We start from the raw sequence: 20,116 nt of genomic DNA on the forward strand, positions 1-20,116 counted from the left end.
TACCTTTATTTACCAAATAATTTAATGCGTTGTAAATATCCAGACTCGAGTCTGAAAGACGAACAGGCGAAAGCAAATTGATTTTCTATTGCTTTTTTTAGACAATCAAGAGCATTGCGATCCCTTGTTCTGTAAAGCAAAAGGCAAAGCAACACTAATATTGCTTTTTTAGGGTATCACAGCTTGTGATACCCATTAGTTTGTCTCAGTTGCGGTCAGCATAAACATGAAATTTTTGGGGAATCGAGAGCGGTTTCTTCGTACGACTTGCTATAAAATGCGTGTTTCAACATTGTTTAACAAGGCTAAACCAAAATCAAGCATCACGTTGAATTCTCTTATCTCCACTATTTTTTTGTGTATAATTTTTAATTCTATAGCTTCTAAATGTTTGAGGTCACAATTTGGGACCTTAAAAAAAATAATTATACAAAAAGATTGATCTCGTTAATTCAGTTCTTTCGAAATTTTATAGCGTTCCTCATTGTTTTTTGTTCGCAAAATAATTTCGCCCAGAAAGCCAGCTAAAAACAATTGTGTTCCCAAAACCATTGTCGTTAGCGCAATATAAAACCAAGGATTATTCGTTACCAGGCTATAGCGCATGTCATTGTACATGTGGTATAATTTGGAAACACCAATATATCCGGCAAGCATAAACCCAATGATAAACATCAACGATCCCATGGCGCCAAATAAATGCATCGGTCTTTTTCCAAAACGAGAAAGAAACCAAATGGTAATTAAATCCAGGAAACCATTGATGAAACGTTCCATTCCAAATTTTGTTTGTCCGTATTTTCTAGCTTGATGTTGCACTACTTTTTCACCAATTTTTCCAAAACCGGCATTTTTTGCCAAAACCGGAATGTAGCGGTGCATTTCACCCGAAACTTCGATATTTTTTACCACAACATTTTTATAAGCTTTCAATCCACAATTAAAATCATTCAATGCTACACCAGAGGTTTTTCTGGCAGCCCAATTGAATAATTTAGACGGAAGGTTTTTTGCCACTACGGAGTCGTAGCGTTTCTTTTTCCATCCGGAAACCAAATCATATTTGCCATTGGTGATCATATCGTACAAACCTGGAATTTCCTCCGGGCTATCTTGTAAATCGGCGTCCATGGTGATAATTACATCACCCTGCGCTTTTGCAAAACCAGCATGCAACGCTTGTGATTTTCCAAAATTTTTCATGAAACGAACTCCCTTTACATGAGGGTTCTCTTGGGCAAATCCTTCTATAAGTGTCCAGGAATTATCCGTGCTTCCATCATCCAGAAAAAGGATTTCATAAGAATAATTATGAGATTGCATCACTTTGATAATCCAGCGGTAGAGTTCATTAAGGGATTCCTCTTCATTAAGAAGCGGTATGAGTATAGATAAATTCATTACTTTTATTCTTGTGTAGTGTTACTTTTAAAGAATGCTGCCATGATTAATCCTAATATGGCACAAAAAAAGAGTACGAAAACAGATCCTTTTAATTGTTCAACGATCGAATACGGATCCGTTTCTCTTAATTTTGAAACGGTTTCATTCAATGAGGATGCCGGAACCCCAAACTGTTCAGACGTACTAATTAAATATTTTATGGTTAAGTCTAAAAGAGTCTCCTTTACGGAAGGATCAATAAAATTAAATAAAATGATTTTAAAAACAACAGAAATAAGAACGGCAACCACTGCTGATATAAAATAGGTAGTAAAGGCCTCTTTAAAAGAAAGAATGCCATTTAATTCCTTTTTTGTTTTTGACAGCATTATGATAGGAACGATTATAAAAACAGAGAAGCTTAAAAGGGTAGTCCACCACGCGATAAATAATTTGATATCTATAGCGTACATAACAGCAGTTATCAATGATAATAGTACTCCTGCAATTACACCGTAGGTTACACCGTTTTTTTTAATTATTTCGTTGATCATTATGTGTTGTTTTAGAATTAATCTACAAATATAACAATTCCCAATATATTCGGGACTAAAAATCACTTTTTACGATTATATAAAAAAAGTGAGACAAAGATTTGTTTATTGGAAAAAAATTGTAAATTTGCAGACTCAAAATAATAGTGTAAAAACAAAAAGTTATAATACATTTATACCTTTTCTGTCAGAAGAAAAGCTTCAAAATGACTTATAGCCAAACAAATAAAAAAGAATAACAAGATGAAAAAAGGTGTACACCCAGAAAATTACAGATTAGTTGCTTTTAAAGACATGTCAAATGAAGATGTTTTTATCACTAAATCTACTGCAGATACAAGAGAAACGTTAACAGTTGACGGAGTTGAATATCCAGTTGTAAAAATGGAGATCTCCAGAACTTCTCACCCTTTTTACACCGGTAAATCTAAACTTATCGATACTGCAGGACGTATTGATAAATTTAAAACGAAATATGCTAAACACGCTAAATAATAAAAGCTTGTTTTTAATTATAGTAAAGCCTTCCTCCCGATACTTCGAGATGGAAGGCTTTTTTTATTTTTATCTATTTGAAAACTTTGTAACTTTGGCACTGCTTAAAAGTACGGACAAGTCACGACTTGTCCGTACGGATACATTTTAAAAAAAAATATATGAATTACATACTTTTTGACGGTCCCGCTCGAAACGCCTTACTGCCTTTTACGTTTACACGTCCTGTTGCGGATATTCTTATTGGGATTATGACCATTCGTCAAAAATGGGAAATGCATTTAGGCTCTACCACAACTACTTTGACGGAGGACTATTTGTCTGAAAAATTCCCTATGGTGGAACTAGAAGAAAATGTGATGATCAATGCTTCTTTTCTGCCCAATGCTATTTTGGTAGAAATGATTAGTAATCTGGAACCCAATCAGGCCATTTTTAGAGCAGATGAAGTGATTGCTTTTTACACCACTGAAGAACAAGAAGAAGTAGATTTTGATTCCTATGAAATTATAGAATTTCAGGACGATTGTTTGACGGTTCAAAATACATGGGATATTTTTTCGAAAAATGATGCCGCCATTCGGGAAGATTTCGAAATCTTAACCGAAGACCGCAGGTCACAGCCCATCCCAAAAAGTGTCAACGTCATCGCTCCCGAAAATATATTTATCGAGGAAGGCGCAAAGTTAGAGTTTGTTACTTTAAATGCTTCAACAGGTCCAATATATATAGGTAAGGATTCTGAAATTATGGAAGGTTCTGTCATCAGAGGTCCTTTTGCCTTGTGCGAAAACGCAACCGTAAAAATGGCTGCCAAAGTCTACGGAGCAACAACCGTAGGTCCGCATTCCAGAATTGGAGGCGAAGTTAATAATTCGGTATTGTTTGGGTATTCGAATAAAGGACATGATGGTTTTTTAGGGAATTCTGTTCTTGGCGAATGGTGTAATATTGGCGCGGATAGTAACAATTCAAACTTAAAAAATAATTATGAAGAAGTAAAATTATGGAGTTACGAAACCGAAGGTTTTGCTAAAACCGGACTTCAGTTTTGTGGATTGATGATGGGAGATCATAGTAAATGCGGAATTAATACGATGTTTAATACCGGAACGGTAGTAGGCGTAAGTGCTAATATTTTTGGCAGCGGCTTTCCACGCAATTTTGTACCGAGTTTTTCTTGGGGCGGGGCGTCCGGTTTTACGACCTATATTACCAAGAAAGCATTTGAAACAGCCCGATTAGTAATGAGTCGCCGAAACGTAGCTTTTGATGAAAGAGAAGCGGCTATTCTTGAACATGTTTTTGAAGAAACTAAAAAGTGGAGGAAGGAGTGATGGGATTAGTTAAATAGGTAGATTTTTAGACTTCTTAGATTGAATCTATATTTTAAAAATTCGATAATTCACATAGTAATCTATGTGAATTATCGAATTTTTAATTTTAAACAAAATGTATTTTTTTTTGGATTGTCTAACCGTTAAAAATTTGCAATAGATTCTAAAAATCTAATTGTGTTGTCCAATTCTTTAATTAATCTATCTTTGCAACTTCAAAAAAAAAGGTTTAATCGGGAAATGACAACTTTAAATTTTTGAACATTAAACTTTAAACAAAAATAATGATTACAGTTAACGATATTTCCGTACAATTTGGTGGAACGACACTTTTTAGTGATGTTTCTTTTGCCATAAATGAAAATGATAAAATTGCCCTAATGGGTAAAAATGGAGCAGGAAAATCGACACTGCTTAAAATTATTGCGGGTCAAAGTAAGCCTTCAACTGGGAATATTTCAGCGCCAAAAGACGCCGTAGTAGCGTATTTGCCTCAGCATTTATTGACTACAGATGGCGCAACGGTTATGGAAGAAACCTCTAAAGCCTTTGGTGAAATCTTTGGTATGAAAGCCGAAATCGATGAAATCAATGAACAATTGACGATTCGCACCGATTATGAAAGTGATGCTTATATGAAATTGATCGAAAGAGTTTCTGACTTAAGCGAGAAATTTTATGCTATTGAAGAAGTAAATTATGAAGCCGAAGTGGAGAAAATTCTACTTGGTCTGGGATTTGTTCGCGAAGATTTTAACCGTCAAACTACGGAATTTTCTGGTGGTTGGAGAATGCGAATTGAACTTGCCAAAATTCTTTTGCAAAAACCAGATTTAATTTTGCTGGATGAGCCTACCAATCACATGGATATTGAAAGTATTCAATGGTTAGAGGATTTCTTGATTAATTCCGCCAAAGCGGTTGTGGTTATTTCGCACGATAAAGCTTTTGTCGATAATATTACGAATCGCACCATCGAAGTTACAATGGGACGTATTTATGATTATAAAGCCAAGTATTCACATTATTTAGAACTCAGAAAAGACAGACGTGTGCATCAGCAAAAAGCGTATGACGAGCAACAGCGCATGATTGCGGATAACAGGACTTTTATTGATCGTTTTAAAGGAACTTTTTCTAAAACGGATGCTGTACAGTCCCGTGTAAAAATGTTAGAGAAACTCGTTATCGTTCAGGTAGATGAGGTAGATACTTCTGCTTTGAAACTAAAATTTCCACCAGCTGCTCGCTCCGGTCAATATCCCGTAATTGTAAAAGATTTATCAAAATCGTATGGAGAGCATGTTGTTTTTTCGAATGCAAATATGGTGATCGAAAGAGGCGAAAAAGTGGCTTTTGTAGGGAAAAATGGAGAAGGAAAATCGACGATGATCAAAGCCATTATGAAACAAATCGAAATCAATGGTGGTAGTTTAGAAATTGGCCATAACGCCCAAATTGGTTATTTTGCTCAAAATCAAGCCTCTTTATTAAATGAAAATGCGACTATTTTTGAAACCATCGATGACATTGCCGTGGGGGATGTTCGAACTAAAATAAAAGATATTTTGGGGGCTTTTATGTTTCAGGGCGATGATGTAACCAAAAAAGTGAAAGTGCTTTCCGGAGGAGAGAAAACCCGTTTGGCAATGATTAAATTATTATTGGAACCGGTGAATTTATTGATTCTGGATGAGCCATCGAATCATTTGGACATGAAAACCAAAGACATCATCAAAGAGGCTTTGCGCGATTTTGATGGTACATTGATTATCGTTTCTCACGATAGGGATTTCTTAGACGGATTAGCCACTAAGGTTTTTGAGTTTGGAAACAAAAGAGTAGTGGAACATTTTGAGGATATTGCGGGTTTCCTAGCGCACAAAAAAATGGACAGTATGCGAGAGATAGAGAAGTAATCGCTTGAAAATCTGCATAAAAAAAGAGGCTGTATTCAAGAATATAGCCTCTTTTTTTTAGAGTCTGATTCCCGGAGGAAGCAACTCTTTGTAAATAGGGTTCTTTTTAAAAAAAACAACTATTTTTGGAAGGATAGGAACAACTTTAAATTTTCGTTCTATCGCAATTTCCATAATGTTTTTTAGAAATTTAGAAATGAATTCCTCATCTTCAAAGGATTCCGGTACATTTATTTTTGTCAAAAATATTTTTTTCTCCTGAAACGAATATTCAACAGAAACTAATCCTTCGTCGACCATAGTTTCAAATTGTCTTGCAAAAGTGTTGTCTTTGATTTCCATAGTGATTGCTGCCTCCATAATAATTAACGCTAATTCATTGGTACCTCTACCAAAAGTATTTTTGATTTGGTAATAATCTTGATTTCAAATGCCTCAAAATCGGTTATTCCCATGGCATCTCTTGCCTTCAAAACATGGTTGTTAACTTCTATTTCGCCTTCGATTAAAAATAAGTACACACCGTTATTAGGAATTCGAACCTGATAGGTCGAACGAGTGTTGCTGTCAAAAATTCCTAAATGAAAAAAGGTTTTCTGGTAAACCCAAAGTGCATTGCCATCATTCATATCATTTGGCGAAACGATATTTACAAAGGTATTGATTTGATTCTCAATATCAAATGATTTTTGGTCGTATCTTGGTGTAACTTCTTCTTTGTCAGGAAAGACCCAAAGCTGTAGCGTTTTGGCTTCGTCTATGTGGCTTGCGTTCATTTCAGAATGTTCTACTCCAGTCCCGGCACTCATTACCTGAACTTCTCCAAAACCAATGACACCTATGTTTCCCATGCTGTCACGATGTTTCAAGCCGCCTTCAAGAGGAATGGTGATAATTTCCATGTTGGCATGACCGTGAGTCCCAAAACCCATTCCGCCCTTGATGATATCATCATTTAAAACACGTAACATTCCAAATTGCAAACGTTCCGGATTGAAATAATTTCCAAAAGAAAAAGAAAAATTGGCTTTTAGCCAGCCAAAATCAGCTTTGCCCCTAGTGTTTGATTCAAATAGTTGTGTAGTCATAAATTATTAATAATATAAGATGATAAGTAATAACCATGGTATAATGTCGTATTTTAAAATCAGGATAAAATTATGTAACAATCTGATTTAAAGCTATTTTGCTTAAAGTTAATTCTTTTGACTTTACAACTTTTAAACTTTCGACTTACTTAGTTACAGCAGGTTCCAATAAAAAAATTAATTTTATACAAAATTCGCTATAAAAAAGGGGAATGTTGTTATAAAATCGTTAAAACAATTATGAGTAAAATTCCAGTTTATTTAATGCCAGGATTAGCGGCAAGTACCGCTATTTTTGAACGAATTGCACTTCCGGAAGATCGTTTTGAGATCCATTTATTAGAGTGGGAGATTCCGTTGGAAAATGAAGCGCTGATGGATTATGCCAATAGGATAGCTAAGAAAATCAAGCATAAAAATCCCGTTTTGATAGGCGTTTCATTTGGAGGTATTTTGGTTCAGGAAATCGCCAGATGTATAGCTGTCTCAAAAGTGATTATCATTTCGAGTGTCAAAAGTAATTTAGAATTTCCACGCCGATTAAAAATTGCTAAAACAACGAAGGCTTATAAGCTGATTCCTATGAGTTTGATTTTGAATCTGGAAAACCTGGCTAAATTTTCGTTTGGAGAAAAAGTGAATCAAAGATTAAAATTGTATAAAAAATTCCTTTCGGTTCGGGATATTCGCTATTTGAATTGGGCAGTAGAGCAGGTTGTTCTTTGGGACAGAACAGTTGCAGACCCAGACGTGATTCATATTCATGGAGATATGGATGATGTTTTCCCGATCAAATATATTAAGAATTGTATCGTTGTAAAAGGAGGAACACATATTATGATTTTGAATAAATACAAATGGTTGAATGAAAATTTGCCTTCCATTATATTGGAAACCAAAAAAGAAGCAAACGCACTTTCGCAATTACTCTAAAGGTATAAAAAAAGAAAAGATGAAAGTAATGAATAAAGTGATTCTAGTGCTTACCGTAGTTTTTGCGAGTGGGATATTAGTTTTTGCCACTACAAATCCGGACGTTGAAAAAGTGTTAAAAAGAGAATCGGCATCTTTTTTTCCTGAAAAACTGAATTTTTCAGGGGAAGCAACTCCGTTGAAAATAGCAGATGTCAAGGAACGATTTGACCGGGAATTACAGGTGAATGTCAATTTACATGCTTCTACAATTTTGGCAATAAAAAGAGCCAGTCGTGCTTTTTTAGTAATTGAGCCTATTCTAAAAAAGAACGGTATTCCGGATGATTTCAAATATTTGGCCGTTATTGAAAGTGGATTAGTGAATGTAGTTTCTCCGGCAGGGGCAAGGGGAATCTGGCAATTTATGCCGGAAACGGCCAAAGAACGCGGCATGGAAGTCAATGAAAATGTGGATGAGCGTTATGATCTTGAGAAATCAACCCAGGCAGCGTGCAGTTATTTTTTGAGTGCCAAAGGTAAATTTGGCAGTTGGACTTTGGCAGCAGCCTCGTATAATGGCGGAATGACAGGAGTAAACAAACAAATTGAGATTCAAAAAGTATCGAATTATTATGATTTGTTGCTTACCGAAGAAACATCCCGCTATGTTTTCAGAATTTTAGCCTTGAAAGAAATTATGGAAAATCCAGAAAAATACAATTTTAGGATTGCTCCCGAAGAATTATACGCAACGCTGCCCACTCGGAAAATAGAAATTGACAGTTCGATTGCAGATTTAGCTGATTTTGCAAAAGGCCAAGGGATTAACTATAAGATTTTGAAAATTCATAATCCTTGGCTTAGAGAAACAAAATTAATAAATGATACCGGTAAGAAATACCAAATCGAAATTCCGTTAAAAGGATATTAACTGATTTTTTTGAACCATATAAGGTATTTAAGAAAATAGGAATGTCCGCAAAGTGTGCCAAGCATTTTTTTGACACGGATTTCAAAGATTTGCACAGATTTTATTTTGTATTTAAGAAATCAGTTGAATCTTTTTAATCTGTGGCTAATTTTATCAATTTAGTATTAATAACGGATATTGATATAAGAAAACATGAAGCAGTTTTATTCCAAAAATTAGGATATATACCAAAGAAAAAGGGTCAAATGTGTATCATTTGACCCTTTTTTCGATAATTATAAAAACTATATTTTCTTCATTTGTTGTTTCATCATAGTAATCTGCTCTTTCAGCATATTCTGTTTGTCTAATTTTTTGGCTTCGTTCAATAGGGAAGTGGCTTCAAGTTTACGACGACGTGTCATGGCAACTCCGGCCAGATTCAATTTGGCTACAGCCAAGTCCATGTCCATTGATAATCCGAGTTCAATGGCTTTCTTAAAATATTTCTCTGCTTGATTGATATTCGTTTGCGAAAGCATGATCCCGTGCAGGTAATTAAAATAGCCTTGCTGTTTTTGTATCAAAGCCGTTTCCGGATTTTTGATGTACGCCAACCATTTTTTGGCACCTTCAAAATCTTGTTTTCGTAGTTTTAAGAAGGCTAATAAGATGAATTCGTTTTTAAAGTAAAGGAAAATAGGGATTACAGCTAATAATATAAGGAATATTCCATTCCCAATATTACTTTCTTTAAATTGCCAAATGCCAGTAGCTATAATAAGTCCGGCGATAATAAGTTTAATATTTCTGTGAAACATAGTGTGATTATTTTAAGATGACAAATATAGTAAAATGAATTGAAAATATTTTTACAAAACTACTTGTGAGAAAAAAAAGTCTTTGTATATTTGCACTCGGTTTTAGAATAACAGTTATTCAAAAATAGGAAGACATATAAATAAGATTTTAAAGATACAAAGCAATGAGCAAAAGAACGTTTCAACCATCGAAAAGAAAAAGAAGAAATAAGCACGGATTTATGGACAGAATGGCTTCTGCTAATGGAAGAAAAGTTCTTGCGCGTAGAAGAGCTAAAGGAAGACATAAATTGACTGTTTCTTGCGAACCAAGACACAAAAAATAATGTTTGTATAAACATAAATAAGGCGTTACTTTTTTTAGTATCGCCTTTTTTTATACCTAATCGTTAAAAAATGTTTAAGATTTACAGTTAAAAGATTTGAGTTCAGTAATTTTAATCTTTTCAAAACAACAACTACACAACACTATAATTACACACAATGCCAAAAGATACATCCATAAAATCAGTTTTAATAATAGGTTCAGGTCCTATTGTTATTGGTCAAGCATGCGAATTTGATTATGCGGGATCGCAATCTGCACGTTCTATTCGTGAAGAAGGAATCGAAGTTATTTTGATCAACTCGAATCCGGCAACAATCATGACCGATCCTTCAATGGCGGATCACATTTATTTATTGCCTTTAACGACAAAATCGATTATTCAAATTTTAAAAGAACATCCTCAGATTGATGCAGTCCTACCTACAATGGGAGGGCAAACGGCTTTAAATCTCTGTTTAGAAGCCGATGAAAAAGGGATTTGGCAGGATTTTGGCGTGAAATTAATTGGGGTGGATGTTAACGCCATTAACATTACTGAAGACAGAGAACAGTTCAAACAGCTTTTGAAAAAAATCGGAGTGCCATCTGCTCCAGCAGAAATATGTACGTCTTATCTGAGAGGAAAAGAAATTGCTCAGGAATTTGGTTTCCCATTAGTAATTCGTCCTTCGTTTACTTTAGGTGGAACAGGAGCGGCTATTGTTTATAAAAAAGAAGATTTTAACGAACTTCTAACCCGAGGTTTAGAAGCATCTCCTATTCATGAAGTCTTAATTGACAAGGCTTTAATGGGTTGGAAAGAATACGAATTGGAGCTTTTGAGAGACAAAAACGATAATGTTGTGATTATCTGTTCGATCGAAAATATGGATCCAATGGGAATCCATACCGGTGATTCCATCACTGTGGCGCCAGCAATGACATTATCTGACACGACTTTTCAAAGAATGCGTGATTATGCAATCTTGATGATGAGAAGTATCGGAAACTTTGCCGGAGGTTGTAACGTGCAGTTTGCCGTTTCTCCTGACGATAAGGAAGACATCGTAGCGATTGAAATCAATCCTCGTGTATCTCGTTCCTCTGCTTTGGCATCAAAAGCAACGGGATATCCTATTGCAAAAATCGCTTCCAAACTAGCTTTGGGGTACAACTTAGATGAACTGCAAAATCAAATTACCAAATCGACTTCGGCATTATTCGAACCAACTTTGGATTATGTGATTGTAAAAATTCCACGTTGGAACTTTGATAAATTCGAAGGTGCTGACAGAACGTTAGGACTTCAAATGAAATCTGTTGGGGAAGTAATGGGAATTGGACGTTCGTTCCAAGAAGCATTGCACAAAGCGACTCAATCATTAGAAATCAAAAGAAATGGTCTGGGTGCTGACGGAAAAGGATATACAAACTACGAACAAATTATCGAGAAACTGACTTTTGCGAGTTGGGATCGTGTTTTTGTGATTTATGATGCTATCGCGATGGGAATTCCATTGAGCCGCATTCATGAAATCACTAAAATCGATATGTGGTTCTTGAAACAATACGAAGAGCTTTATACGTTAGAGAAAGAAGTCTCTACTTATAAAGTGGATTCTTTACCCAGAGAATTGCTATTAGAAGCCAAACAAAAAGGTTTCGCCGACAGACAAATTGCTCACATGGTAGGTTGCTTGGAAAGCCAGGTACATACGCTGCGAACTACAATGAACATCAATCGTGTATTCAAATTGGTGGATACGTGTGCAGCGGAGTTCAAAGCAAAAACGCCTTATTATTACTCGACTTTTGAAGCCGAAATAGAAAAAGCGGACGGAACCCGTTACGTTGACAATGAAAGTATTGTTACCGATAAAAAGAAAATAATCGTTCTTGGGTCAGGCCCAAATAGAATTGGACAAGGAATCGAGTTTGATTATTCTTGTGTTCACGGGGTGCTTGCCGCCAAAGAATGTGGTTATGAAACGATTATGATAAACTGTAATCCGGAAACAGTTTCGACTGATTTTGATACAGCAGATAAATTGTATTTCGAACCGGTTTTCTGGGAGCATATTTATGATATTATCCAACATGAGAAACCAGAAGGGGTAATTGTGCAGTTAGGAGGTCAAACGGCCCTGAAACTAGCCGAAAAACTGTCTAAATACGGTATTAAAATTATAGGAACGAGTTTTGATGCTTTGGATTTAGCCGAAGACAGAGGTCGTTTCTCAGAATTGTTGACCGATTTAAAAATTCCTTTTCCACAATTTGGAATCGCTGAAACAGCGGATGAAGCTTCAGCTTTGGCGGATACTTTAGATTTTCCATTATTGATTCGTCCTTCGTATGTGTTGGGTGGTCAAGGAATGAAAATTGTAATCAACAAACAAGAACTGGAAGAGCACGTAATCAATTTATTGAAAACGATTCCAGGAAATAAATTGCTTTTAGACCATTATTTAGATGGTGCAATTGAAGCGGAAGCTGATGCGATTTGCGATGGCGAAAATGTGTACATCATAGGAATTATGGAGCACATCGAACCTTGCGGAGTGCACTCTGGAGATAGTAACGCGACTTTGCCACCGTTTAACTTAGGTGAATTTGTAATGCAACAAATAAAAGACCACACTAAAAATATTGCGTTGGCTTTGAGAACCGTTGGTTTAATCAACATTCAGTTTGCAATCAAAGATGATATCGTTTACATCATTGAAGCAAATCCTAGAGCGTCTCGTACGGTGCCGTTTATTGCAAAAGCTTACGGAGAACCGTATGTGAACTATGCGACCAAAGTAATGTTAGGGCATAATAAAGTAACCGATTTTAAATTTAATCCGCAATTGAAAGGATATGCCATCAAGCAACCGGTTTTCTCTTTCAGCAAGTTCCATAATGTGAACAAAGCATTAGGACCAGAAATGAAATCAACAGGAGAAAGCATCTTGTTTATTGATGATTTGAAAGACGATCAATTCTACGAATTGTACTCCAGAAGAAAAATGTATTTGAGTAAGTAGAAACTTGAATTTATTATATGTAAAAAGCCCCGATTGGGGCTTTTTTTGCTTAGATATGAAAAATGGCGGATAGCCATAAATGCTTTTTTTAATGGCACAATTTGATTTTATTTTTAACAATTTATAGTTATTTGAAATTAACGATTTCGAAGCACAGAACTGTCAACTTCCACTAAAGTTTAATTGTTAAACAGAACTTCAATAAACCGCTAATTTCTTAAAGACACTATTGTTTGCTGGTCTTCTTCTTCCGTCTGTTTTATAGAATTGTATTTTATTTCTTTAATGTTTCTGAAAATTTTATTGCTATTGATGTTCCTATTATGAAATTATTGTTTGTTGGTGTTGTCTTAGTTTCAAAAATTTTGTCTTTACTGTTTAACCAACGTCCTTCAAGTCTGCAAATTATATTTCGAGTCGGGGAGTAATCAAGATTGACTGAAAGTCCTGTTGTCTTAAATCCGTTTGGCGTGGTTGTTGGGATAATTATTCCCGTTTCATCTTGATAATATTCTGCTCTTATGGCTGTTTTCCAATACTTATTTATGGCATATTGTCCGATAATTATTGGGCTATACCATAAGTCACAATCTGAACTTCCTTTCATGCTTTGCTGTATTCCAATGTCAAGCCCTGCGATTAAGCCAAATTTTTTTGTCAATTGAAATTGTCCATAAAAATTGTTGAAGTATCTCATTCTTCTTATTATGTCAGGGTCGTCTGTTCCAATGAACGTACTCCAATTAAGAATAACTTTTTCAGTCGGACTAAATTTTATTTGGGTGCCAAAAGAAGGTATTGAATTTCCCTGAAGTCGCTGGATGCGTTGCCAACCGTTTACAATTAGACCTGTTATTTCCCATTTATCGTTTGGGTTATAGGTTAATTTTGCTCCTGATAAAAAATAGGGTGAATTTTCAGCTAACAAGGAACGTGTCATTGTCCAATTGTCACTGGAAATAGCACTTTCAAAACCAATATGTGAAGCAAAAATACCGGCATCTATCCAAAGATTTTTTTTTTTATTTAATGACAAACCAACATTCGCTTCAAAAATATTTTTCAATATACCTGGCTCTGCTGAATAGTTGTCGTTTGCATACGTTCCAGTCTGTAAAGCTAAATTTGCTCGATACTTTGAATGTTTCACATCAAGTTTCACAAAACCTAAGTTTAAGTTAAACTCGTTGTGGCGGTTGTGGTTAAATAAAAATGTTTGTCTTTCTGTTTTTTGTGGTTGGTTAAAATCATATACATAAAAAACATCCAAAAAGCCCGAAATATTCAGTTCAGGCTTTTGGTGCCAAATGCTATCATTTTGAGCAAGAAGAATACTACTTGAAAAACAAGAAATAAATAGAAGTAAGCTCCTAACCTGTGATTTAAAATTCATTTATTTCGATACTATATATTTTCTTAAATCAGAGGTTAGAATATCATTTAATTCCTTTTTATTACTGGCAGCACTTTCAATAAAAGCAAATCCAAATACAGGATATTTATTTATATCTAATTCTCTAATTACTATCGGTTTTTCAAAATCTTTAGCAAGACCTGAATAGTTAAATCCTAAAATATCCGAAGGGATTATTCCTGAATTATTATCCAAAATAATGACACTAAATGTTTTATTCTCTTTTCCTTTAAATATAGTATTCCAGTCTGGTTTTTTGTTTTCACAAAAGCATTTGTATTCATTAAAACCTAAAGTTACTCCTAGAAGGTCGGCCGTGGTGCAAAATCCACCAAAGCGTAAAGGGTTTACCTCGATAGGGATTATTTTCCCATTTTCATCAATGCGGACTTCTGCATGAGCCGGGAAATTTTTTAAATGTAACTCTTTACCAATTTTACTTAAAAAATATTCAAGATCAATTTTATACTTTTCAATGATTGCTTTGGATGTTGAATAAACCCGATCACTTGTGTCTGTTCCGGATGAAAAGAGGTGGTGTAAAACGTTTAACAAAACAGCATCTCCATTATTGTCGTAATAATAATCGATTGCATATTCTTCTCCACGAATAAATTCTTCAATAATAAAATTACTTGTGTTTAATACATTTTCAGGAAATATACTTTTAAGTTTATCAGGTTGTAACTCACTTTTAGCTTTTACCCAGTCTTTCTCATTTTCTACTATATGAACTCCTATGCTAAAGAAACCAACAGCAGGTTTAATTACAAATGGGAACCGAATCTCATCATCGGACAATCGTTGGATTTCTTCAATACTTATTTGCTTAAAATAAAAGTCGGGAAACAACTCTTTTATAAGTTCTCTAAACTTTACTTTATTTTTTAAAACGTGTAATTGACTTGATAATTCACTTTCTCCATAGTATTGATCGATCCAAGCTAATGCGTTCTCTGAATTGCTATAAAGAGAAATTTCTGGATTATTTTTTAGTAAAGTGATTGCTTCCTCTTCGGCTATCCATGACAAAGAATCATCTTTTACCAATTCTTTTGCTACTTTGGTTGCAATTATTTTATAATTATTATCTTTTATTGTTTTGATAAGAAAATCGGAAACAAATGGCTTGTCTATTAAGAACATAATAGTTAGTTATTTTTTACTTTTTATTTCAATAGTTAAAGCAGGACGTTTGGCACTTTGAGCAACTCTCCATCCGGTTTCATAAATCCACTTTGTCATCTTAGTAAGTTTTACGTAGTCAATTTTATCTGGGCTATCGAAGGGGGTATGGTAGTCAGGGTGTAATAAGGTGGTAAAAAATATTGCTGGAACATTAGCTTGAGCATAGGGAAGATGATCGCTTCGGAAGTACCAATTCTCTGGGTGATCTGCAGCATCCCAAGAAGTATCTACTTTGAAGTTGGCAATACTTTTATTAGCTGCTAAAGTGATAGCTACAAGGTCAGAAGAATTAAGATGAGGTTCTGTTACGCCTAATAGCGCCGCAGAATCAGGTGCATTGCGTCCTATCATATCACCATTTAAAACAGCAACTATGGAGGGCAGTTTAACGGTGGGATGGCTAACAAAATAGCGAGAACCCAATAAACCTCTTTCCTCAGATCCGTGCCACACAAATAAAGCCGATCGCTTAGCGGGTTGTGTACTCCACGCACTCCCTATTGCAAGCATCGCTACCGTTACTGATGCATTATCATCAGCACCGTTCCAGATAGGATCCCCGTTAACTGCAGGTCCTACTCCGTCATGGTCCTGGTGACCGCTGAATAAAACATATTCCTCTTTGAGTTTAGGATCAGTTCCATCAACCTTAGCAACAACATTAATAGAAGGATAGTCAAAATTTTCTACCTTCAAAGTAGTTTTTAAATAAGCGCCTTGTTTAGAAAACATATTCTTTAACTGTTTACTTGCCAATATAATTGGTACCGTAGCTGCAGTAGAGGATTGGGCACCTTCTATTCCATAACTTCCTTCTTGATAATGAAATCCCGTAAATGAGATAAGTGACTCTACAGTGTCATCAGCAACAAAAATTATAGCAGTAACACCGCGGCTGAGGAGTTCTTTTCCCTGCTGGTTCATGGCAGAAGCGGTATAACGATATTGCCAGAGGCTCACCCAGTCTTGAATAATGGGGGTTGGAGGCATAATATTCATAGCTACAATTTTGCCTTTCAGATCGACAGTATTATCCGGTATTTTGTCCAGCCAAACTACGGAGCCTTCTAGGGTAGTGTCAACCAAATTAGTTGGCCAAATCTCTTTCCAAAGATCAAGTGCTTTACCATTTACACTAACAGTACTACTATTGGCCACACGGCTGCGTTTCAGATTAAAGAATTGGAAGTAGGTTCCATCTTCGCCTGCAGGTTTAAGGCCAGCTTCACGGGCCTTTTGAGCCACCCAAACAGAAGCTCGCATTTCGCCAAGTTCTCCTCCTCTTCGTCCCCGAAAGGCGTCACCCGCCAGTTCATATAAATCATCTTTTAGATCTTGCTGCTTAATTTTATCTAATTGTGGTGCTGTGCTTTGCGCAAAAAGCGAAGTGGAAATAAATAATATCAAAAGAAGAATTTGTTTGGATTTCATAAGATTTATTTTTAAAAATTGAAAAGTTTAAAATCGTAAAGGATCAATAAGTATTGGCAGCCCGTCTGTAATCGCTACTGAACAGTCTAGCCTTTCCAAATGTATAGATAATCTTTTATTACAAATCATCAAAATGACTTTTTTTTTGCTGAATGCTTTTGGTACTTCATTGGTTGTGAGTTTTTCTACTATTGCGCTCTAATAATTCCCGAATATAGCGTAAATCCGTTTCGTTTACTAAGAAATGTGTCGCATAGGGATTCTATTTGGGACTTTATTTGGTATCCTGGTTTCTTAACTTTTTATGCTGGTAAAGTTAGCATGTCCACGCTACAAAAAAAGAGGCTCGCTTGCCTCTTGTAATTCTCTCTAAAAACTTTACGACAACTCCATAGTGTTAACGGACGTACAATCGGTTCTCCCGTAAAAACGGGACAGGCTGTTCAACCCGGGTTTACCTCATTGAATTTATTTTTGTTGGATTCGGTGATTATAATTCATTGTTGGTGCTGCGCACGCAACGAAACCCTAGCTGTTGGCAGTCGTACTTTTAATAAGTTTGAATTAAAACGTCAGTTGGTATATGAAGCCTTTCGTGTAATTGTCTTATCATTTCCAAAGAAAGCTTTCTTTTTCGGTTTAAAATTTCGCTTGCACGACTTTTCAGACCTATAATATTTGCTAAATCATTTTGGTTGTAACCCATTTGCTCCATTCTAAATTTAATTGCTTCAATGGGGTCTGGTAAGCTGATAGGAAATTTTTCATTTTCATATTTGTCAATTAAAATACCGAGCACCTCAAGTTCGTCTCCTTCAGGAGAGCCATTTTTTGCATCAAAGATTATTTCAAGTCTTTGTAAAGCTTGATTGTAATCGTTTTCTGTTTTTATAGGTTTAATTTCCATAATATTTAAATTTCATTTGCATTAATCTTGTCATATTCTGCATGCGTTCCAATAAATCGAATCCAAATCATTTGATATTCATAAGTTAGTTTAACTATCAATCTGTAATTATTTCCTTTAATATTGAAAACTATTCTATTGTCATTTAAAATACTAGCACTAGGATAATCTAACTTTATTTCGTTTGGGTTTTTCCATTCAGCTGTACTTGCTTCTTGAAACCATGATTTTAATTGTTGTTCACAATCACCATGTATCTCCCAAAAGTCTTTTAATATTTTTTTAGCTACTACTCTCAAATGTATTAATTTTTTTCAAAGATAATAAAAAAAAGTTCCCGAAATGGGATTTCTATTTTTTCCGTCGCAAGTGTGTATGACTGCCAACGTCAGTTCGTCTAAAAATCTCTAAACGAACTGTATTTTGTTACTCATTGAGTAAATACCTGTGATTTAAACTACAATTAAAATTCGTTCTGGCAAAATTCGCTTATGAATATTAAAATATAACAGTCCGTAAAAAGGGTTAAAAATTGTTTTTAGAGTCCCAAAATATAAAGCCATCTTTTTTAGGAGATTGCACTGAATACGAACAAATCCGGAGCAAAGTGAACACCTCATTCCGGTTCAAACTGGACAGTTTTGATGATAATTTTTAGCTTCGATAGCGCGGATTTGCAATCCGTGCCCGTAAACAATATCGAAATAATTCTAATAAAACCACTTCTATTTCACACTCTAAACGGGCACAATTTCTTGCTGAATCATTCTCTTTGTGGGCACGGATTGCAAATCCGCGCTATCGTTGTCCGAAAAATCAGATATCCGCGCGATCGGGGATATCTAGGACGTTACACTCATAAAATTGCCATTAGTAACAATCGAATTAAAAGCATTGACAATGAAAACGTAACTTTTGTTTACAAGGATTACCGAGTAGCGGGCGTTAAAAAACAAATGACGCTCACGCATAAGGAGTTTATTAGAAGATTTTCGTTGCATATTTTGCCCAAACGTTTTGTAAAAATACGGCATTATGGATTTTTGAGTAGCACCTGGAAACGAAAAAAACTAAAGCTTCTACAAGAAAAGCTCAAAGTAAAAGTGTTAGAAAAAGCAGAGAAAAAGACCTTTATGCCTAAGTGTCCGTGTTGTAAAACAGGAAATTTACACCGGATAGCAGTCTTTGACCAGCGTGGTCCACCTGCTTGGTATCTTGGCGGTAGCCAAAGTTCAAATTCCTGTCCCGCTAATTAGCGGGATGGGTAAGGGAACTTCTGCTCAAAAGTGATGAAAAACACGAAAAAAAACAAGCTGAAACCACGCTACAAAAAAAGAGGCTCGCTTGCCTCTTATAATTCTCTCTAATTTTTTTTCGATAAGAGCATAGCGTTGACGGACGTACAATCGGTTCTCCCGTAAAAACGGGACAGGCAGTTCAACCCGGATTTACCTCATTGAATTTATTTTTGTTGGTATTCGGTGATTATAATTGATTTTTCGTGCTGCGCACGCAACGAAACCCTAGCTGCTGGCAGAAGTGCAAATATTTACGGTTTTAGTCTTACGATTTGGTTATCTTTCAATATTATCAATTCGCTATTCATTTTCTTTTTGAATTCGATTAGTTTTTCATAAACTTTATCCATTCCTTCTAAAATCTTGGTTTGATTTAATGTTCTTTTATGCTTTTTCATTGTAATATTTTTTAAGTTTATCGAATTTCATTTCATTTAAAATGTTTATTTCTGTTTCTAAAGTTTTTTCAGCAATCAATTCAGGTTTCCCTCCTGAATTATCAAAAATCATAACTTCATCAACTATTGAAAGATAAATTTCAAATAAGTTTTTAATCCCGTTTTTATATCTACGTCGAATAACTTCTGTCTCTATATTATGTCCACCTTCCAATACTCGTGTTTTTACTCTTTCAATTGCCAAATCTACGTTTTGCAACCAAAAAAAAAGTAAAGTAACAGTATAATTTTTACTCTGAGCTTTTATTACTTTTGACTTATAACTTTTGGTAGCTAAAGTAGTTTCAAAAGCAAAATTTTCATTAATTTCAAGAAGTTCATTAACTCTCTTTATCATTATTCTTCCAGCTTCAAATGAAACTTTTTCGGGCTGAAATGGCGATAATCCTTTCGCTATTTCGTCAGCATTTACAAATTCTTTACAGTCTAAAATATCAGGTAAAATAGTAAAAGAAGCGGTTGTTTTCCCTGCTCCGTTGCAACCTGCAATTATGTAAAGGTTTTTATTCATAATTGCAAATATAATCAAATTCAAAATTGGAAACTATTCTTTTTCGATTTCTGGATTTTTTTGAGATTACTGCCAACGTCAGTTCGTCTAAAAACCTCTAAACGAACTGTATTTTGTTACTCATGGAGTAAATATATGTTATTTAAACTAC

The 20,116-nt window shown here is 35.1% G+C and carries 19 protein-coding genes and 1 pseudogene; 8 read left to right on the top strand and 12 right to left on the bottom strand.

The window, feature by feature from the left end; translation table 11 throughout:
• Positions 1 to 447 precede the first annotated feature (447 nt).
• Together EKL97_RS08360 and EKL97_RS08365 are read right to left on the bottom strand one after the other, a co-directional pair.
• Positions 448 to 1,401 carry a glycosyltransferase family 2 protein gene (locus EKL97_RS08360; RefSeq protein WP_126463202.1) on the bottom strand — a complete coding sequence of 318 codons (954 nt, stop codon included), beginning with the start codon at positions 1,399 to 1,401 and terminating at the stop codon, positions 448 to 450.
• 5 nt (positions 1,402 to 1,406) lie between these two features.
• The gene (locus EKL97_RS08365; protein WP_126463204.1) at positions 1,407 to 1,937 is read right to left on the bottom strand and encodes a DUF4199 domain-containing protein; all 531 of its coding nucleotides are present in this window, start codon (positions 1,935 to 1,937) and stop codon (positions 1,407 to 1,409) included.
• Positions 1,938 to 2,180: 243 nt separating this feature from the next.
• On the opposite strand from EKL97_RS08365, the gene EKL97_RS08370 reads away from it, so the two are divergent.
• From EKL97_RS08370 to EKL97_RS08380, 3 genes are all read left to right on the top strand, one after another.
• A complete protein-coding gene (locus tag EKL97_RS08370) occupies positions 2,181 to 2,432 on the top strand; it encodes a type B 50S ribosomal protein L31 (protein WP_126454388.1) in 252 nt (83 codons plus the stop codon).
• Positions 2,433 to 2,593: 161 nt separating this feature from the next.
• Entirely contained in the window at positions 2,594 to 3,769 is a 1,176-nt protein-coding gene (locus EKL97_RS08375; RefSeq protein ID WP_126454386.1) for a GlmU family protein, read from the top strand.
• A 284-nt stretch (positions 3,770 to 4,053) separates the two neighbouring features.
• The gene (locus EKL97_RS08380; RefSeq protein ID WP_126463208.1) at positions 4,054 to 5,688 is read left to right on the top strand and encodes an ABC-F family ATP-binding cassette domain-containing protein; all 1,635 of its coding nucleotides are present in this window, start codon (positions 4,054 to 4,056) and stop codon (positions 5,686 to 5,688) included.
• A gap of 57 nt (positions 5,689 to 5,745) precedes the next feature.
• On the opposite strand, the gene EKL97_RS08385 is transcribed toward EKL97_RS08380, so the two are convergent.
• Complete coding sequence (locus EKL97_RS08385; RefSeq protein WP_126463288.1) at positions 5,746 to 6,030, bottom strand: GNAT family N-acetyltransferase; 285 nt, start codon at positions 6,028 to 6,030, stop codon at positions 5,746 to 5,748.
• A 29-nt stretch (positions 6,031 to 6,059) separates the two neighbouring features.
• Positions 6,060 to 6,776 carry a pirin family protein gene (locus tag EKL97_RS08390; RefSeq protein WP_126555852.1) on the bottom strand — a complete coding sequence of 239 codons (717 nt, stop codon included), beginning with the start codon at positions 6,774 to 6,776 and terminating at the stop codon, positions 6,060 to 6,062.
• Between the two features lie 240 nt (positions 6,777 to 7,016).
• Here EKL97_RS08390 and EKL97_RS08395 point away from each other — a divergent pair, with 240 nt between their 5' ends.
• Positions 7,017 to 7,709: an alpha/beta hydrolase gene (locus tag EKL97_RS08395; protein WP_126568637.1), complete on the top strand. Its 693-nt coding sequence runs from the start codon at positions 7,017 to 7,019 to the stop codon at positions 7,707 to 7,709.
• Positions 7,710 to 7,728: 19 nt separating this feature from the next.
• On the top strand, positions 7,729 to 8,622 hold the full coding sequence (locus tag EKL97_RS08400; RefSeq protein ID WP_126568638.1) for a lytic transglycosylase domain-containing protein: 894 nt from the start codon (positions 7,729 to 7,731) through the stop codon (positions 8,620 to 8,622).
• Positions 8,623 to 8,906: 284 nt separating this feature from the next.
• On the opposite strand, the gene EKL97_RS08405 is transcribed toward EKL97_RS08400, so the two are convergent.
• Positions 8,907 to 9,422, bottom strand: coding sequence for a DUF2892 domain-containing protein (locus EKL97_RS08405; protein WP_126463217.1), 516 nt, complete (start codon positions 9,420 to 9,422; stop codon positions 8,907 to 8,909).
• 164 nt (positions 9,423 to 9,586) lie between these two features.
• Between EKL97_RS08405 and rpmH the strand changes: the two genes are divergently transcribed.
• Both rpmH and carB read left to right on the top strand, forming a co-directional pair.
• On the top strand, positions 9,587 to 9,748 hold the full coding sequence (gene rpmH, locus EKL97_RS08410) for a 50S ribosomal protein L34 (RefSeq protein WP_007136275.1): 162 nt from the start codon (positions 9,587 to 9,589) through the stop codon (positions 9,746 to 9,748).
• Between the two features lie 157 nt (positions 9,749 to 9,905).
• Positions 9,906 to 12,758 (top strand): carbamoyl-phosphate synthase large subunit, encoded by a 2,853-nt coding sequence (carB, locus tag EKL97_RS08415; RefSeq protein WP_126561686.1) that lies wholly within the window; start codon positions 9,906 to 9,908, stop codon positions 12,756 to 12,758.
• A 274-nt stretch (positions 12,759 to 13,032) separates the two neighbouring features.
• Here the strand turns inward: carB and EKL97_RS08420 are convergent, their stop codons facing one another.
• From EKL97_RS08420 to EKL97_RS08440, 5 genes are all read right to left on the bottom strand, one after another.
• Positions 13,033 to 14,151 carry a porin gene (locus tag EKL97_RS08420; RefSeq protein WP_126568639.1) on the bottom strand — a complete coding sequence of 373 codons (1,119 nt, stop codon included), beginning with the start codon at positions 14,149 to 14,151 and terminating at the stop codon, positions 13,033 to 13,035.
• The gene (locus EKL97_RS08425) at positions 14,152 to 15,318 is read right to left on the bottom strand and encodes an ATP-grasp domain-containing protein (RefSeq protein ID WP_126568640.1); all 1,167 of its coding nucleotides are present in this window, start codon (positions 15,316 to 15,318) and stop codon (positions 14,152 to 14,154) included.
• 9 nt (positions 15,319 to 15,327) lie between these two features.
• On the bottom strand, positions 15,328 to 16,791 hold the full coding sequence (locus EKL97_RS08430; protein ID WP_126568641.1) for a M28 family peptidase: 1,464 nt from the start codon (positions 16,789 to 16,791) through the stop codon (positions 15,328 to 15,330).
• A gap of 550 nt (positions 16,792 to 17,341) precedes the next feature.
• Positions 17,342 to 17,698, bottom strand: a complete 357-nt coding sequence (locus EKL97_RS08435; protein WP_126456257.1) for a type II toxin-antitoxin system HigA family antitoxin — start codon at positions 17,696 to 17,698, stop codon at positions 17,342 to 17,344.
• Between the two features lie 5 nt (positions 17,699 to 17,703).
• Positions 17,704 to 17,997 carry a type II toxin-antitoxin system HigB family toxin gene (locus EKL97_RS08440; RefSeq protein ID WP_126463225.1) on the bottom strand — a complete coding sequence of 98 codons (294 nt, stop codon included), beginning with the start codon at positions 17,995 to 17,997 and terminating at the stop codon, positions 17,704 to 17,706.
• 540 nt (positions 17,998 to 18,537) lie between these two features.
• On the opposite strand from EKL97_RS08440, the pseudogene EKL97_RS08445 reads away from it, so the two are divergent.
• Positions 18,538 to 18,954: pseudogene (locus EKL97_RS08445) on the top strand (transposase); the annotation flags it as partial.
• A gap of 293 nt (positions 18,955 to 19,247) precedes the next feature.
• Here EKL97_RS08445 and EKL97_RS15680 read toward each other — a convergent pair.
• Both EKL97_RS15680 and EKL97_RS08450 read right to left on the bottom strand, forming a co-directional pair.
• Complete coding sequence (locus tag EKL97_RS15680; protein ID WP_197037221.1) at positions 19,248 to 19,394, bottom strand: hypothetical protein; 147 nt, start codon at positions 19,392 to 19,394, stop codon at positions 19,248 to 19,250.
• Positions 19,381 to 19,965, bottom strand: a complete 585-nt coding sequence (locus EKL97_RS08450; protein ID WP_197037222.1) for a zeta toxin family protein — start codon at positions 19,963 to 19,965, stop codon at positions 19,381 to 19,383. Before EKL97_RS08450 ends, EKL97_RS15680 begins: the two co-directional genes overlap by 14 nt.
• Between the last annotated feature and the right edge of the window lie 151 nt (positions 19,966 to 20,116).

It is taken from the genome of Flavobacterium sp. LS1P28 (genome assembly GCF_003970335.1).
In the GTDB taxonomy this organism is placed as follows: domain Bacteria; phylum Bacteroidota; class Bacteroidia; order Flavobacteriales; family Flavobacteriaceae; genus Flavobacterium.

What these genes read in the sequence shown, in the direction of transcription:
- EKL97_RS08360 (WP_126463202.1), bottom strand. Translation starts at nt 1,401, where the DNA reads ATGAATTTATCTATACTCATACCGCTTCTTAATGAAGAGGAATCCCTT.
- EKL97_RS08365 (WP_126463204.1), bottom strand. Translation starts at nt 1,937, where the DNA reads ATGATCAACGAAATAATTAAAAAAAACGGTGTAACCTACGGTGTAATT.
- EKL97_RS08370 (WP_126454388.1), top strand. Translation starts at nt 2,181, where the DNA reads ATGAAAAAAGGTGTACACCCAGAAAATTACAGATTAGTTGCTTTTAAA.
- EKL97_RS08375 (WP_126454386.1), top strand. Translation starts at nt 2,594, where the DNA reads ATGAATTACATACTTTTTGACGGTCCCGCTCGAAACGCCTTACTGCCT.
- EKL97_RS08380 (WP_126463208.1), top strand. Translation starts at nt 4,054, where the DNA reads ATGATTACAGTTAACGATATTTCCGTACAATTTGGTGGAACGACACTT.
- EKL97_RS08385 (WP_126463288.1), bottom strand. Translation starts at nt 6,030, where the DNA reads ATGGAAATCAAAGACAACACTTTTGCAAGACAATTTGAAACTATGGTC.
- EKL97_RS08390 (WP_126555852.1), bottom strand. Translation starts at nt 6,776, where the DNA reads ATGACTACACAACTATTTGAATCAAACACTAGGGGCAAAGCTGATTTT.
- EKL97_RS08395 (WP_126568637.1), top strand. Translation starts at nt 7,017, where the DNA reads ATGAGTAAAATTCCAGTTTATTTAATGCCAGGATTAGCGGCAAGTACC.
- EKL97_RS08400 (WP_126568638.1), top strand. Translation starts at nt 7,729, where the DNA reads ATGAAAGTAATGAATAAAGTGATTCTAGTGCTTACCGTAGTTTTTGCG.
- EKL97_RS08405 (WP_126463217.1), bottom strand. Translation starts at nt 9,422, where the DNA reads ATGTTTCACAGAAATATTAAACTTATTATCGCCGGACTTATTATAGCT.
- rpmH (WP_007136275.1), top strand. Translation starts at nt 9,587, where the DNA reads ATGAGCAAAAGAACGTTTCAACCATCGAAAAGAAAAAGAAGAAATAAG.
- carB (WP_126561686.1), top strand. Translation starts at nt 9,906, where the DNA reads ATGCCAAAAGATACATCCATAAAATCAGTTTTAATAATAGGTTCAGGT.
- EKL97_RS08420 (WP_126568639.1), bottom strand. Translation starts at nt 14,151, where the DNA reads ATGAATTTTAAATCACAGGTTAGGAGCTTACTTCTATTTATTTCTTGT.
- EKL97_RS08425 (WP_126568640.1), bottom strand. Translation starts at nt 15,318, where the DNA reads ATGTTCTTAATAGACAAGCCATTTGTTTCCGATTTTCTTATCAAAACA.
- EKL97_RS08430 (WP_126568641.1), bottom strand. Translation starts at nt 16,791, where the DNA reads ATGAAATCCAAACAAATTCTTCTTTTGATATTATTTATTTCCACTTCG.
- EKL97_RS08435 (WP_126456257.1), bottom strand. Translation starts at nt 17,698, where the DNA reads ATGGAAATTAAACCTATAAAAACAGAAAACGATTACAATCAAGCTTTA.
- EKL97_RS15680 (WP_197037221.1), bottom strand. Translation starts at nt 19,394, where the DNA reads ATGAAAAAGCATAAAAGAACATTAAATCAAACCAAGATTTTAGAAGGA.
- EKL97_RS08450 (WP_197037222.1), bottom strand. Translation starts at nt 19,965, where the DNA reads ATGAATAAAAACCTTTACATAATTGCAGGTTGCAACGGAGCAGGGAAA.